Genomic DNA, 13298 nt, shown 5'->3' with positions numbered 1-13298 from the left:
ATACCCCCGAAAAACACATCCTGCCTCTGTCCATTACCCGGTTCCTCCGCATAAAACGGGCCGCCGAGCCTCCCGCCCGGCGGCGCGCGGCACAGTGTAATGGATTTTGCGTACCAACCGGCCCGGCATCACCCCGGCGGCGGCCTGAAACCACGGATTCACCCCTCCGCTGCCTAACTTACCGGCCGCTGCGCGTATGAGAATAGGCGTTATTACTTACGGTTAGCGGCGCCCTGTGTGGTTATCCTCGGCACTCGGCGCAGTCTTGCGTCATCGGTAATCCAATGCCGCGTGAAGGGGGTTTACGCATGTGTCTCGCAGTCCCGATGCAGATCAAGTCCATGGACGAGTTCACCGCTCGCTGCGAGGCGAAGGGCGTCGAGCGCGAGGTCAGCCTGTTCATGCTCCGGGACGAGAGCGTGGAGCCGGGCGACTACGTCCTGGTGCACGTGGGTTACGCCATCCAGAAAGTCACGGAAGAAGAGGCGGCTTCCAGCTGGGAGCTCTTCGACCAGGTCCTCGCGGCAGCCGATGCATGAGTTGTCCGTCTGCCAGGCGCTCATCGGGCAGGTCGAGACCATCGCCCGACGTGAATCCGCGGCCCGCGTAACCGCCATCCACCTCGCCATCGGTCCGCTCTCGGGCGTCGAGCCCGAACTGCTGCGCCGCGCCTGGCCCCTGGCCGCCGGCGCCACCATCGCCGAGGAGGCCGAACTCCTCATCGAGACGGCCGATATCCGGGTAGAATGCTCGGTCTGCGGCGCCGAGTCGGCCGCGAAGGCCAACCGGCTGCTGTGCGGCGAATGCGGCGACTGGCGAACCCGGCTGGTGAGCGGCGACGAGATGCTGCTGACCCGCCTCGAACTCGAACGCACCGGCGGCGTCCAACAGGGAGACACCGGCGCCACCACGGAGGACTCCAGACATGTGTGATACCTGCGGCTGCAACATCACGGCCGGAAACCAGCACCTCATCCGCCCCGGCGGCAAGTTCGAGCGCACGGCGAGCGGCGCCGAGTCCGTGGACGTGCTGCGGGGGCTGCTGAGCGAGAACGACCACCAGGCAGCCCACAACCGGGAGCATTTCGACGGCCACGGCGTGCTGGCGGTCAACCTGATGTCCTCGCCGGGCGCCGGCAAGACCGCGCTGCTGGAGGCGACCATCCAGGCGCTGGCCGGCGAACTCCGGGTGGGCGTCATCGAAGGCGACCTCGAGACCGAGAACGACGCCGAACGCATCCGCCGCCACGGTGTGCCCGCCATCCAGATCGCCACCGGCACCGCCTGCCACCTGGACGCGCACATGGTGCACGACGCCGTGCACGAGCTGTCGCTGGACGATCTCGACATCGTCTTCATCGAGAACGTGGGCAACCTGGTGTGCCCGGCCAGCTTCGACCTCGGCCAGCACCGCAACATCACGCTGCTGTCCGTACCCGAGGGCGACGACAAGCCGGCCAAGTACCCGGTGATGTTCCGCGCCGCCGACCGGATCCTGCTCACCAAGAGCGACCTGCTGCCGGTACTGGACGACTTCGATCCGGATCGGGCCCGCGCATGCGTACGCGATCTCGCCACGCCGGCCGTCATGCAAACGGTCTCCGTGAAAAGCGGCGAGGGAATGACCGAGTGGCTGGAGTGGCTCCGCGCCGAGCGCGCCGCCCAGGGCGAGCGGGTGGCGCGGGGCGAGTCGGCGCGACCGGCGGTGCAGCCCGACGGCGCTCATCTGCACACGGACGCCGGCGCCACGGCGCGCTAGGCTCCGCACGGCAGACCCGGCAGGCCCATCATCCGTCAACCGCCAACAGTTCGACCGCAATAGCGACGAGCAGGGGGATACCGACATGGCACACGACGCGCACTACTGGCTGGACCAGCTGAAGGCCCTGCCGCTGCCCGACCGGGTCCGCATCATGAACGTGTGCGGCGGCCACGAGCGCTCCATCACGACGGCGGGCCTGCGCACCGCCATCCCGTCCCAGATCGAGCTCATCCCGGGGCCCGGCTGCCCGGTGTGCATCTGCCCCGAGGAAGACGTCTACGAGGCCATGCAGCTCGCCCTGAACGAGGACGTGATACTGGTGGCCTTCGGCGACATGCTGCGGGTGCCGGTGAACGTGCCGAAGCGCGAACCGCGCTCCCTGGAGCAGGCCAAGGCCGCAGGCGCCGACATACGGCCCATCGCGAGCCCCACCGAGGTGGTCGCCGTGGCACGGGAGAATCCGGACCGCCAAGTGGTGTTCTTCGCCGCCGGCTTCGAAACCACCACCGCGCCGGTGGCCGCCATGCTGGCCGAGGGCGCGCCGGACAACCTGAGCGTGCTGCTCTCCGGCCGGCTCACCTGGCCCGCGGTGGCCATGCTGCTCGAGTCCGGCGAGCCCGGCTTCGACGCCCTGATTGCGCCCGGCCACGTCTCCACGGTGATGGGCCCCGAGGAATGGGGCTTCGTCCCGGAGAAGCACGGCATCCCGGCCGCGGTGGCCGGTTTCCGCGCCGACACCCTGCTGGCCGCCATGTACTCCGTGCTGCGCCAGCTCATCGAGGGCAAGCGCTTCCTGGACAACTGCTACCCCGAGGTCGTGCGCCCGGGCGGGAACGCGGTGGCCCGCGAATGCCTGGACCGGGTCATGCACGTGCAGGACGCCACCTGGCGCGGCATCGGCGTGATACCGAAGTCGGGCTATGGCCTGCGCCCGGAGTACGAGCACTGCGACGCGCGCGTGCAGTTCCCCTCCTACGCGGACGACTCCCGCAAGCGGGTGGGCGAGATGCCGCCGGGCTGCGACTGCGCCAAGGTCGTGCTCGGCAAGATCTATCCCAACGAGTGCCGCCTGTTCGGCGCCGCCTGCACACCGCGCAAGCCCATCGGACCGTGCATGGTCTCCGACGAGGGTGCCTGCCGCATCTGGTGGTCCGCCGGCATGCGCGAGAATGTCTGGGAAGGCCGCAAGAAAGCCGGCACCGCCGCCGGCTGAGCGGGTGGCGCCCGCCGCCGCCCGCGAGACGCGCCGGATCTGCCTCACGGGCCACGTCCAGGGCGTGGGCTTCCGCCCGTTCGTCTTCCGCCTTGCGCACGAGCACGGCATTGCGGGCTGGGTGCGCAACCAGCTGGGCGAAGTGGAGCTGCGGGCGCAGGGCGCGCCCGACGCGGTCGCCCGTTTCCGCGACGCCCTGATCGCCGATGCGCCACCCCTGTCCCGGCCGGAGCTGACCGCCGACGAGGCCGTTGACGAGGGCGATTTCGACGGCTTCCGCATCCTGGAAAGCGCCATCTCCGAATCCCCGCGCATCTTCGTGCCGCCGGACTACTTCATGTGTGAGGACTGCCGGCATGAGCTGGCCGACCCCGCCGACCGGCGCCATCGCTACCCGTTCATCAACTGCACCCAGTGCGGGCCCCGCTATACGCTGATCGAGGCCCTGCCCTACGACCGGCCCAACACCAGCATGGCGGCCTTCCCGCTGTGCGCGGACTGCGAGCGGGAATACCTGGACCCGACGGACCGGCGCTTCCACGCCGAGCCCGTCGCCTGCCCGGTCTGCGGCCCCTCGGTGACGCTGCGCGCCGGCGGCGAGACCCTGGCGGCGCGCGAGGAGGCCATCGCCGCCGCAGTGGATCGCCTGCGCGCCGGCGAGATCCTGGCGGTGAAGGGCATCGGCGGTTATCACCTGATGTGCGCGGCCGGCGACGCCGGCGCGGTGGCACGCCTGCGCGAGCGCAAGCCCCGGCCACACAAACCGCTGGCCGTGATGTTCCCGCTGGCGGGCCTCGACGGCCTGGACGCCGTGCGCCGCTCGGTGGACCTCAGGCCGGAGGAAACCGCCGAGCTCCTGAGCCCCGTGCGTCCCATCGTGCTCGCCGCCCGCCGTGCCGACTGCCCGCTGGCGGAAAATCTCGCGCCCGGCCTCGGCGAACTCGGCATCTTCCTGCCCTACAGCCCGCTGCACCAGCTGCTCACCGGCGATTTCGGCGCGCCACTCGTGGCCACCTCCGGCAACGTCAGCGGCGAACCGGTGCTGACGGATCCCGACGAGGCGGAACGGCGCCTGCAACACATTGCCGATGCCTTCCTGCAGCACGACCGGCCCATCGTCCGGCCCGCCGACGACCCGGTATTCCGGCGCGTGGGCGGCCGGGTGCGCCCCATCCGCATCGGCCGTGGCTGCGCGCCGCGGGAGCTCACCCTGCCCTGGCGCCAGCCCGAGCCGGTGCTGGCCGTCGGCGGTCACATGAAGAACACCCTGGCGCTGGCCTGGGACGACCGGGTGGTGGTTTCGCCCCACATCGGCGATATGGGGACGCCGCGCAGCATGCAGGTCTTCGAGCAGGTGGCCGGCGACCTGCAGTCGCTGTACGGCGTGGAAGCCCGCCGGGTGCTGGCCGACGCCCATCCCGGCTACGACACCCACCGCTGGGCCCGGCGCTCGGGCCTGCCCGTGGCGACCGTCTGGCACCACCATGCCCACGCCTCGGCCGTGGCGGCGGAGCACGGCGGCGGCGGGTCCTGGCTGGTATTCGCCTGGGACGGCGTGGGCTACGGCGAGGACGGCAGCCTGTGGGGCGGCGAGGCGTTCCTCGGCCGGCCCGGCGCCTGGCGCCGCGTCGCGAGCATGCGCACCATCGCGCTGCCCGGCGGCGACAAGGCCGGCCGCGAGCCCTGGCGCAGCGCCGCCGCCATGCACTGGGCCTGCGGCCTGGACTACACGGACGGGCCGGAGCACATGGATCTCGCCCGCATCGCGTGGGAACAGGGGCTGAACTGCCCCGTCTCGAGCGCAGTAGGCCGGCTCTTCGACGGCGCCGCGGCCATGGTCTGCGGCATCGGCATCGCGAGCTTCGAGGCCCAGGGGCCGATGATGCTGGAATCCATTGCCGCCGGTGCCGCCGGCGCGATCGACGCACTCGCCACAAGCAGCCCCGGCACCGCCGTCGAGTTGCCGGTGGCCGCCGATGAGACCGGTGTCCTGCGCACCGACTGGGCGCCACTGCTGCCGATGCTCTGCGATGCCGGGCGCCCGGCCGCCGAGCGCGCGGCCGACTTCCATGCCTCGATGGCCGAGGCACTGGCCGTCCAGGCAGGTATGATCGCAGGACGGGAAGGCTTCGAACGCATCGGCCTCACCGGCGGCGTATTCCAGAACCGGGTCCTCGCCGATGCGGTGCTGGAGCGCCTCGCGGCCGCGGGCCACACGGCGGTCATGGGCACGGCGCTGCCGGCGAACGATGCCGCCATCTGCTTCGGTCAGGCCGCGGAGTTTGCGGCCCGGTCGGGATAGTCGCCGGACACCATAAAGACGGGCACTGGCCCTGGTCGATAGAACGGACACTAGCCCTGGTCGATAGAACGGGCACTGGCCCTGGCCGATAAAACGGGCACTGGCCCTGGTCCAGAAAACGGGCACTGGCCCGATGGGAGAACAATGGAAGACGATCGCATCAGTCTCGCCCACGGCAACGGCGGACGCTTCATGCGCGAACTCATCGACGAGATCTTCGCGCGCCACCTCGCCAACGACGACCTGGACGTGCGCGCCGACGCCGTGCCGCTGAAGCTCGACGAGGGCGAAGTGCTGTTCACCACCGACGGCTTCACCGTGCAGCCGCTGGAGTTCCCCGGCGGGGACATCGGCGCGCTCGCCGTGCACGGCACCTGCAACGACCTGGCCGTGGCCGGCGCCCGCCCCTGCTACCTGAGCCTGAATGCCTTCATCGAGGAAGGACTGGAGATCGCGGTGCTGGACCGGATCATCGCCAGCCTGGCGCGGGCCGCGGCCGAGGCCGGCGTGCGGGTGGCCGCCGGCGACACCAAGGTGCTGCGCCGCGGCGAGGGCGGCGGGCTGTATCTCGCCACCACCGGCGTCGGCGTGCGCCTGCCCGGCGTGAAGCCCTCCTTCGACAACATCCGCGCCGGCGATGCGCTCATCGTCAGCGGGCCCATCGGCGATCACGGCACGGCGGTAATGCTGGCGCGGGAGGATTTCGGCCTCCGCGGCGACCTGCAGTCGGACGCCGCCAGCATCGCGCCCCTGGCGGCGCGCCTGCTGGACTTCGACGGCCTGCGCTTCATGCGCGATCCCACCCGCGGCGGCCTGGCGACGGTCACCCACGAGATCGCGGCCATCACCGGCCTGGGGGTGCGGCTCCGGGCGCCGGACGTGCCGGTGCGCGAGCCGGTGCAGGCGGTCTGCGAGATGCTGGGCTACGACCCGTATTACCTGGCCTGCGAGGGCCGGGTGGTCGCCGTGGTCGACCCGGCCCAGGCGGACGAGGCGGTGGCGGCGCTGAGAGAGCTGCCCGGCGGCGACATGGCCGCGCGCATCGGCCACGTCACCGACGCCGCGAAGCGCGTGGTGCTGGAGACCGAGCTGGGCGGCGAGCGTTATCTGGAAGAACTGGAGGACGATCCCCTGCCGCGCATCTGTTAGGCCCGTCGACAGGGCCGGCAGCGGGACCACGTCGAGGTAGCCGTCATGGGCAGCGAACAGCACGTAGCGCCGAAGCCGGACATCGAGATCGCCCGGCAGGCCGAACTGCGCCCGATCGTCGAGGTGGCCGGCGAGCTCGGCATCGGCGAGGAAAACCTCCTGCCCTACGGCCACGACAAGGCCAAGGTCTCGCTGGACTATATCCGCACGCTCGGCGACCGCCCCGACGGCAAGCTGATCCTGGTGGCCGGCATCACCCCCACAAAGGCGGGTGAAGGCAAGACCACCGCCACGGTGGGCCTGGGCGACGCGCTCCGGCGCATCGGCCGGCAAGCCTCGATCTGCCTGCGCGAGCCCTCGCTGGGCCCCTGCTTCGGCATGAAGGGCGGCGCGGCCGGCGGCGGCTACGCCCAGGTGGTGCCCATGGAGGACATCAACCTCCACTTCACCGGCGACATGCACGCCATCGGCGCGGCCCACAACCTGCTCGCCGCGCTGGTGGACAACCACATCTACTGGGACAACGAGTGCGGCATCGACAGCCGCCGGGTCGTCTGGCGCCGGGTCATGGACATGAACGACCGGGCGCTCCGGGAGATCACCGCCGGACTCGGCGGCGTCACCAACGGTTATCCGCGCACGGACGGCTTCGACATCACCGTGGCCTCGGAGGTCATGGCCATCCTCTGCCTCGCCGAGGGTCTTACCGACCTGCGTGAGCGCATCGGGCGCATCATCGTCGGCTACGACCGCGCCATGAATCCGGTCCATGCGGCCGATCTGGAGGCCGACGGCGCGATGACCGTGCTGCTGAAAGACGCCATCCAGCCGAACCTGGTGCAGACGCTCGAGCACACGCCCACCTTCGTCCACGGCGGGCCGTTCGCGAACATCGCCCACGGCTGCAACTCGGTGCTGGCCACACGTACGGCGCTGAAGCTCTCCGACTACGTCGTGACCGAGGCCGGCTTCGGCGCCGATCTCGGCGCCGAGAAGTTCTTCGACATCAAGTGCCGCAGCGCCGGCCTGAAGCCGGACTGCGCCGTGATCGTCGCCACCATCCGGGCGCTGAAGATGCACGGCGGCGTCACCGAGGACAAACTCGACCACGAGAATCTCGTGGCGGTGGCGAAAGGCTTCGACAACCTCGCCCGGCACGTGGAAAACACCCGCAGCTTCGGCGTGCCGGTGGTCGTCGCCCTGAACCGTTTTTCCACCGATACGAAGGCGGAGTTCGACATGGTGCGCCAGGCCTGCGCCGAGCTCGACATCCTGTGCGTGGCCTGCGACCACTGGGCGGAGGGCAGCGCGGGCGCCGTCGAACTCGCCGAGGCGGTGGTGGACCTGATCGAGCGGGACGGCGCCGAGTTCCGCTATCTCTACCCCGAAGACATGCCGCTGTGGGACAAAATCCGCACGGTGGCCCAGAACATCTACCGCGCGCAGGGCATCATTGCCGACCAGAAGGTGCGCGACCAGATCGCCCGCTACCAGGAGACCGGCTACGGCCACTTCCCGGTGTGCATCGCCAAGACGCCGCTGAGCTTCACCACGGACCCCAACGTCAAGGGCATCCCGAAGAACCACGTCGTGCCCGTCCGCGAGGTGCGGCTGGCCAACGGCGCCGGCTTCCTGGTGGCCATCTGCGGCAACATCATGACCATGCCCGGCCTGCCCCGCCGCCCGGCCGCGCGCAACATGCGCATCGACGCCGACGGCAAAGTGGACGGCCTCGCCTGAAGCACGTAGGAGGGCCTTCAGGCCCGATTCCTCCCTACCCAATCCCCTTCTTTCCTGGCCGCCCTGCGGGGGAATCCATCTTGCTCCCGACAAAAGGTCGCGGCGATGGATACCCCCGCAGGGCAGCCGCCTCGCGGTGGCGTGCAGGGAGCACCAGTCAGCAGCGCTTACTGACTGGTGCCATCTTTCACGACCAAGGGCACGTCAGCGGGCGGACGCGGGTTGCGGGGTCGTCCGGGCCGACTGGAGCCGGTAGACAATGCTAGGAGCGGCTTCAGCCGCGATTGATCGGGCCTAAAGGCCCTCCCACAGGAGCGTCCCCGCGGCCCGTGTCCGCCCGATGGCGTGCCAACATCAAGAGAAGGCGGTATCGGCCAGGAAGAGCCGAATCGGGCCTGAAGGCCCTCCTACAGCCGCTCGCAGACCGATCCTTCAGCCCTCCGAGCGCGATTTTGCTATCCTTCGCAGCGTCATTTCGGGAGAGTAAACATGGCTGACCGGCAGAAGATTTTCGTCATCCTGGACCCCACCACCATGAACCAGCCGTCGCTGGTCATGGCCGAGACCATCGCCGCCGACGAGCAGGCTTCGGGCGCGGCCGACGTCGCGCTGCACCTTTATTGCTGCATAGCGGAAGAAGAGGTTCGGCGGCCGCCGAACCTGGACGATGCGACGGCCATCGCCGAGGAATTGTCCCGCATCGAGAGCTGGGTGGACCGGCTGGCGGAGCATGGCCGCGCGAAGGGCCTGCAGGTCGACACCGAGGTGGAGGTCAAGGCGGACTGGCGCCAGGCCATCGTGGATGCGATAGCCCGCGGCTCGAGTACGCTGGCCGTCAAGAACATGACCAATCAGTCGCGTCTGCGGCGCTGGCTCAGGGAGACCTCGGACTGGCGTCTGCTGCGTGACGCACAGTGTCCGGTGCTGCTCGTGAAGTCCTATGCCCGCCGGCACATCAGCAAGGTCCTCGTCGCAATCAAGCACCGGCCGGAGACTGACGCCTATCGCGCCGCCAACGATCGTCTGCTCGAAGCCGGGCGCAGGATCGCCACCAACGTCGGCGCGGAACTCAACGTCGTCACGGTGTACCCGGACACGAGCGATTACCCGGACCGCCAGCGCTTTGCGGACCGCTGCGGCCTGCCGCGCAACCAGGTCCGGGCGGAGATGGGGAAGCCTGAAGACGCGATCGCCACCGCAGCCAGGGAACTGGAGGCGGATCTGGTCGTCATCGCACGCGTATCGCAGCCGGACGCCGACGCCAGGCTCGGGCACACTGCCGAGAAGGTCATCGACGGCCTCGACTGCAATATTCTCGTGCTGCCGATGACCGAGGAATCGAAGGCCTGACCGGCGGCACGCCGGCCGGGGGCCTCAGTTCTCCAGGCGCTCGGCCCGGCGTACGATCTCCCGCACGGCGCCGCCGACGAGCGGCCCGTAGAACGGCAGGTGCGCGTACCAGTACATCAGCCCCCAGATGCCGGCCGGGTGCCAGTAGCAGCAGAGTTCGACCACCCGTTTGCCGGACGATTCGCCCTCCCGCTCCCGGATGGTGAATTCCTGCAGGCCCGAGCCCGGCGCCCGCATCAGCATCGACCAGGTAATGCGCTCGTTCTGCTCGATCCCGAGCACGCGCCAGCCATCGACCACATCGCCCATGCGCACCGCGTCGGGGTCTCGCCGTCCCGTGCGGAAGCTGGGTCCGCCGATCAGCCAGTCGAAGGCGCGCCGCAGCCGCCAGAGGAATCGGTACGAGAAAAAGTCGCCGTCGGCGCCGAAGCCCTGCAGCACCCGGAAGACGGACTCCCGGCTCGCCGTGGTCTCCGCCGCTCCGCAATAGCGCTTGGCGTAGAACGAGTATTCCGGGTTCCAGTCCCGGCAGGCGATCGACCCCTCCACCCAGCGCGCCGGCACGTCGTGGTTCTTCTCCGCCTCCAGCGTGGCGGAAACGGACTCGCGGAACGTGAGCAGCCGCTGCGGGACGAGCCTGCGAATCTCCTCGTCGTCGCCGACGTAATCGTGAGCCAGGCCCTCGACCAGGGACATCGCCGTGGTTGGAGGCACCGAGGTCACGAAGTACAGCCAGTAGCTCGATAGCTTCGGCGTCAGCACCGGCACGGGGATGACGAGCGGGTTCTTGCCGACGAACCCCGCGTAGATGTCCATGATCTCCTGATAGGTCAGGACGTCGGGCCCTGCCAGCTCGAACGTCTGATCGCCCTCCAGCGGCAGATCCGCTCCCGCGATCGTATAGGTGAGCACGTTCTCCAGCGCGATGGGCGTCGAGCGCTTGCGTACCCACTTCGGCGTGATCATCAGAGGCAGGTAGTTCACGAGGTCGCGGATGACCTCGAAGGCGGCCGACCCCGGACCGACGATCATGGCCGCCTGCAGCTCGATGACCTGGATGGAGCCGTCCCGGAGCGCATCGCCCACCACGGCGCGGCCTTCCATGTGCCGGGACCGCTCCTCCTTCGGCATGATGCCGCCGAGGTAGACGATGCGGCGCACGCCGGCGGCCTCGCAGGCCCTGCGGGCGTTCTCGGCGGCGCGTCGTTCGACCGGCACGAAGTCGCCGCCGCTCCACATCATGTGCACCAGGTAGTAGACGACGTCGGCGCCCTCGAGCACGGGCGCGAGGGTTTCCGGCGCGAGCACATCTGCGGACAGGCAGTCGACGCCCTCCCATTCACGCGCCTCCAGCACGGCGGCATTCCTGGCGACGGCGCGCACGTGCCAGCCCTGGCGGGCCAGGGCCGGCGTGAGGTTGGAGCCCATGTAGCCGCTCGCACCCAGCACCACGGCAATCCGCCCCGCCCCGTCGGGGAGTTCGTACGAGTCGACGCGATCGTCGACGGCCGGGCTGTCCGCGCTCATGAGGCCATTCTACGGCAGCGTCGCTGTCGTCGGCGTAAGCGAATAACGCAGCGTCGATCAGTAAATTGCGTATCCGCCGTCGACTCGTAGGGTCTCACCGGTGACGAAGTCCGAAGCGGGCGACACCAGAAAGACTGCCGCCCCGATCAGCTCGTCTGCCTGACCCCAGCGGTCGGCGATAGCAACGGATGCTCCGGCCTGCGCCAATCCCAATGCCAGGCTCCGGTCGATGCCACCGTTGCCGCCGGTGACCAGCGCTACGCGACCGCCGAGGTCGAACAGCGATGAAGGACTCATGATAGGTACCTTTGCAGGCGGGCTCGAATGGCTTCGAGTATAGTCTGTCGGCAGGAATACGCCCGTTAATGCCCGGTCGACTCGGTTCGGGACAGCGCGCGGAGTCCTCTTCCCTCAATTGCACTGGCGCTGCGAGCCGAATGATCCCGCGAAGCGGATCGGGGGGCCGCGATGAAAAGGAGAACAAGAAGATGCCCGTCGAGACGACCCGATTGTTCGCCGGCAGGTTCCGCTTGCTTGCCATCATCCTCGCACTGCCCGCACTCGCGTTCTCGACGATGCTGCGAGCGGACGACGGCTGTGAAGGCTCGGGCGACTATTCGTACCTTTGCGGCCCCGTGAACGCGGAAGACCTCGTCCTCATTCCGGGCACGAAATGGATCATCGCGAGCGGATTCGGCGGCGATGCGTCCCTTTACCTCATCGATTCCGAGCGCAAGACCTGGGTGGAGTTCTACCCGACCGACGAACCACGCGCCCGGCAGAATATGGCTACCTACGGTGCATGCCCGGGGTCGCCTGATCCCGATGCTTTCGTGGCCCATGGGCTGAACATTCGTCCCGGAACCGACGGCCAATCCACGCTATACGTCGTCGGCCACGGCGAGCGCGAAGCCATCGAGGTTTTCGATGTGGATGCGAGCGGCACCGCGCCGGTGCTGACCTGGACCGGTTGCGTCATGACCCCGGACGGCATGGAGGCCAACAGCGTGGCCTCGTTTGCCGATGGCTCGCTGGTCGCAACGATTCCACTGTATCCGGGCATCCGCATCAACGAGATATTCGGCGACAGACCTTCCGGCGCCGTCTACGAATGGTCGCCGGGCGATGCCGGCTTCACGAAGATCCAGGGCACAGAGATGCCCTACGCCAATGGCATCGAAGCATCCGAGGATGGTCGGGAGTTCTACGTCGCTTCATCCGGGCTGCGGCAGGTACTGGCATTCTCGAACAGCAATCCCGCGCGGTTGCTGCGCACGAGCGGCGAGTTCTCTTTCATCCCGGATAATCTGCACAGGGACGACGAGGGCAACCTGATCACTGCCGGGCTGGAGATCTCCGATCCCGTCTGCGGCGAAGTTCCGATGTCGCAGGAATTCGATTTCGAGAAGTTCGCGAGCTGCCCGAGGCCCTTTACGGTGCTTTCCATCGATCCCGAGTCTCTGCAGGGCAGCGTTGTCGCGAGTTCACCGGCTCACGAACATTTCACTAATATCACCATGGCGCTCGAGGCAGGCGCCGAACTGTGGGTGGGCACTTTCGCGGGCGATCGTATCGCCTACAGGAACCTTCAGCCGAGAGAAGAGCAATGACATTGAGCGTAATCGGAACGGGCGTCGGCCGCACAGGCACCTATTCGCTGAAGCTGGCACTGAACCGCCTCGGCGTGGGCCCGTGCCATCACATGGAGGAAGTCCTCCACAACATGCCCGTCCAGGTACCGCTCTGGTCGGCGGCCGCTGCCGGGAAGCCGGACTGGTCGCAGATCTACGCGGGTTACGGCAGCGCAGTGGACTGGCCCACCGCCGGCTTCTTCCGCGAACTGGCAGGGGAATATCCCTCCGCCCGATTCGTGTTGACGCTGCGTGACCCGGAAAGATGGGCCGACAGCTTCGGTGCGACGATCTATACCCTGCTCGCCGGCAGAGACCGGGCTCCCGAGGAGATGCACGCCTGGCTGGACATGGCCGCCAGCGTGATCGCCAGGACGGGTTTTCCGCCCGGCCTCGATCGCGACGGGCTGGTCGCGGCGTTCAGGGCGCATAATGACGCCGTCAGAGACGCCATACCGGCCGACCAGCTCCTCGTCTTCGAGGTAAAGCAGGGCTGGGAACCGCTCTGCGCCTTTCTGGGCGTGCCGGTCCCGGATGAAGAATTCCCCCGCACCAATCACCGGGAGGAGTTCTGGGATCGCGTCAACGGCAACATCTGACCCGGGACACCGGCATAAGCGAGGA

12 protein-coding genes are annotated in these 13298 nt (G+C 68.6%); 10 read left to right on the top strand and 2 right to left on the bottom strand.

All coding sequences use genetic code 11. The features are described from left to right. The first annotated feature begins 308 nt into the window (after nt 1-308). The 8 genes from ACJMK0_RS08040 to ACJMK0_RS08005 all read left to right on the top strand — a co-directional run bounded on the left by ACJMK0_RS08040 (nt 309) and on the right by ACJMK0_RS08005 (nt 9516). Complete coding sequence (locus ACJMK0_RS08040) at nt 309-539, top strand: HypC/HybG/HupF family hydrogenase formation chaperone (RefSeq protein ID WP_405231931.1); 231 nt, start codon at nt 309-311, stop codon at nt 537-539. Further along, nucleotides 532-933: a hydrogenase maturation nickel metallochaperone HypA/HybF gene (locus tag ACJMK0_RS08035; RefSeq protein WP_405237197.1), complete on the top strand. Its 402-nt coding sequence runs from the start codon at nt 532-534 to the stop codon at nt 931-933. Before ACJMK0_RS08040 ends, ACJMK0_RS08035 begins: the two co-directional genes overlap by 8 nt. Then, the gene (hypB, locus tag ACJMK0_RS08030) at nt 926-1759 is read left to right on the top strand and encodes a hydrogenase nickel incorporation protein HypB (protein ID WP_405237195.1); all 834 of its coding nucleotides are present in this window, start codon (nt 926-928) and stop codon (nt 1757-1759) included. Before ACJMK0_RS08035 ends, hypB begins: the two co-directional genes overlap by 8 nt. Before the next feature lie 85 nt (nt 1760-1844). After that, nucleotides 1845-2975 carry a hydrogenase formation protein HypD gene (gene hypD, locus ACJMK0_RS08025; protein WP_405237193.1) on the top strand — a complete coding sequence of 377 codons (1131 nt, stop codon included), beginning with the start codon at nt 1845-1847 and terminating at the stop codon, nt 2973-2975. After that, the gene (gene hypF / locus ACJMK0_RS08020) at nt 2932-5277 is read left to right on the top strand and encodes a carbamoyltransferase HypF (protein WP_405237192.1); all 2346 of its coding nucleotides are present in this window, start codon (nt 2932-2934) and stop codon (nt 5275-5277) included. The genes hypD and hypF overlap by 44 nt, the downstream gene beginning before the upstream one ends. A 144-nt stretch (nt 5278-5421) precedes the next feature. Further along, nucleotides 5422-6426, top strand: coding sequence for a hydrogenase expression/formation protein HypE (gene hypE, locus ACJMK0_RS08015; RefSeq protein ID WP_405237190.1), 1005 nt, complete (start codon nt 5422-5424; stop codon nt 6424-6426). A 45-nt stretch (nt 6427-6471) separates the two neighbouring features. Continuing rightward, the gene (locus ACJMK0_RS08010) at nt 6472-8166 is read left to right on the top strand and encodes a formate--tetrahydrofolate ligase (protein WP_405237188.1); all 1695 of its coding nucleotides are present in this window, start codon (nt 6472-6474) and stop codon (nt 8164-8166) included. Between the two features lie 489 nt (nt 8167-8655). Then, entirely contained in the window at nt 8656-9516 is an 861-nt protein-coding gene (locus ACJMK0_RS08005) for a universal stress protein (RefSeq protein WP_405237186.1), read from the top strand. 24 nt (nt 9517-9540) lie between these two features. On the opposite strand, the gene ACJMK0_RS08000 is transcribed toward ACJMK0_RS08005, so the two are convergent. Together ACJMK0_RS08000 and ACJMK0_RS07995 are read right to left on the bottom strand one after the other, a co-directional pair. Further along, on the bottom strand, nt 9541-11043 hold the full coding sequence (locus ACJMK0_RS08000) for a DUF2867 domain-containing protein (protein WP_405237184.1): 1503 nt from the start codon (nt 11041-11043) through the stop codon (nt 9541-9543). Between the two features lie 57 nt (nt 11044-11100). Continuing rightward, nucleotides 11101-11340, bottom strand: coding sequence for an SDR family oxidoreductase (locus tag ACJMK0_RS07995; protein WP_405237182.1), 240 nt, complete (start codon nt 11338-11340; stop codon nt 11101-11103). Between the two features lie 191 nt (nt 11341-11531). Between ACJMK0_RS07995 and ACJMK0_RS07990 the strand changes: the two genes are divergently transcribed. Together ACJMK0_RS07990 and ACJMK0_RS07985 are read left to right on the top strand one after the other, a co-directional pair. After that, nucleotides 11532-12653, top strand: a complete 1122-nt coding sequence (locus tag ACJMK0_RS07990; RefSeq protein ID WP_405237180.1) for an SMP-30/gluconolactonase/LRE family protein — start codon at nt 11532-11534, stop codon at nt 12651-12653. Further along, a complete protein-coding gene (locus ACJMK0_RS07985; RefSeq protein WP_405237178.1) occupies nt 12650-13273 on the top strand; it encodes a sulfotransferase family protein in 624 nt (207 codons plus the stop codon). The genes ACJMK0_RS07990 and ACJMK0_RS07985 overlap by 4 nt, the downstream gene beginning before the upstream one ends. Nucleotides 13274-13298: the final 25 nt, after the last annotated feature.

Source organism: Lentisalinibacter orientalis (assembly GCF_040706535.1).
GTDB classification, from domain to species: domain Bacteria; phylum Pseudomonadota; class Gammaproteobacteria; order Steroidobacterales; family Woeseiaceae; genus Lentisalinibacter; species Lentisalinibacter orientalis.
This window is presented reverse-complemented; position numbering and strand designations above follow the sequence as displayed.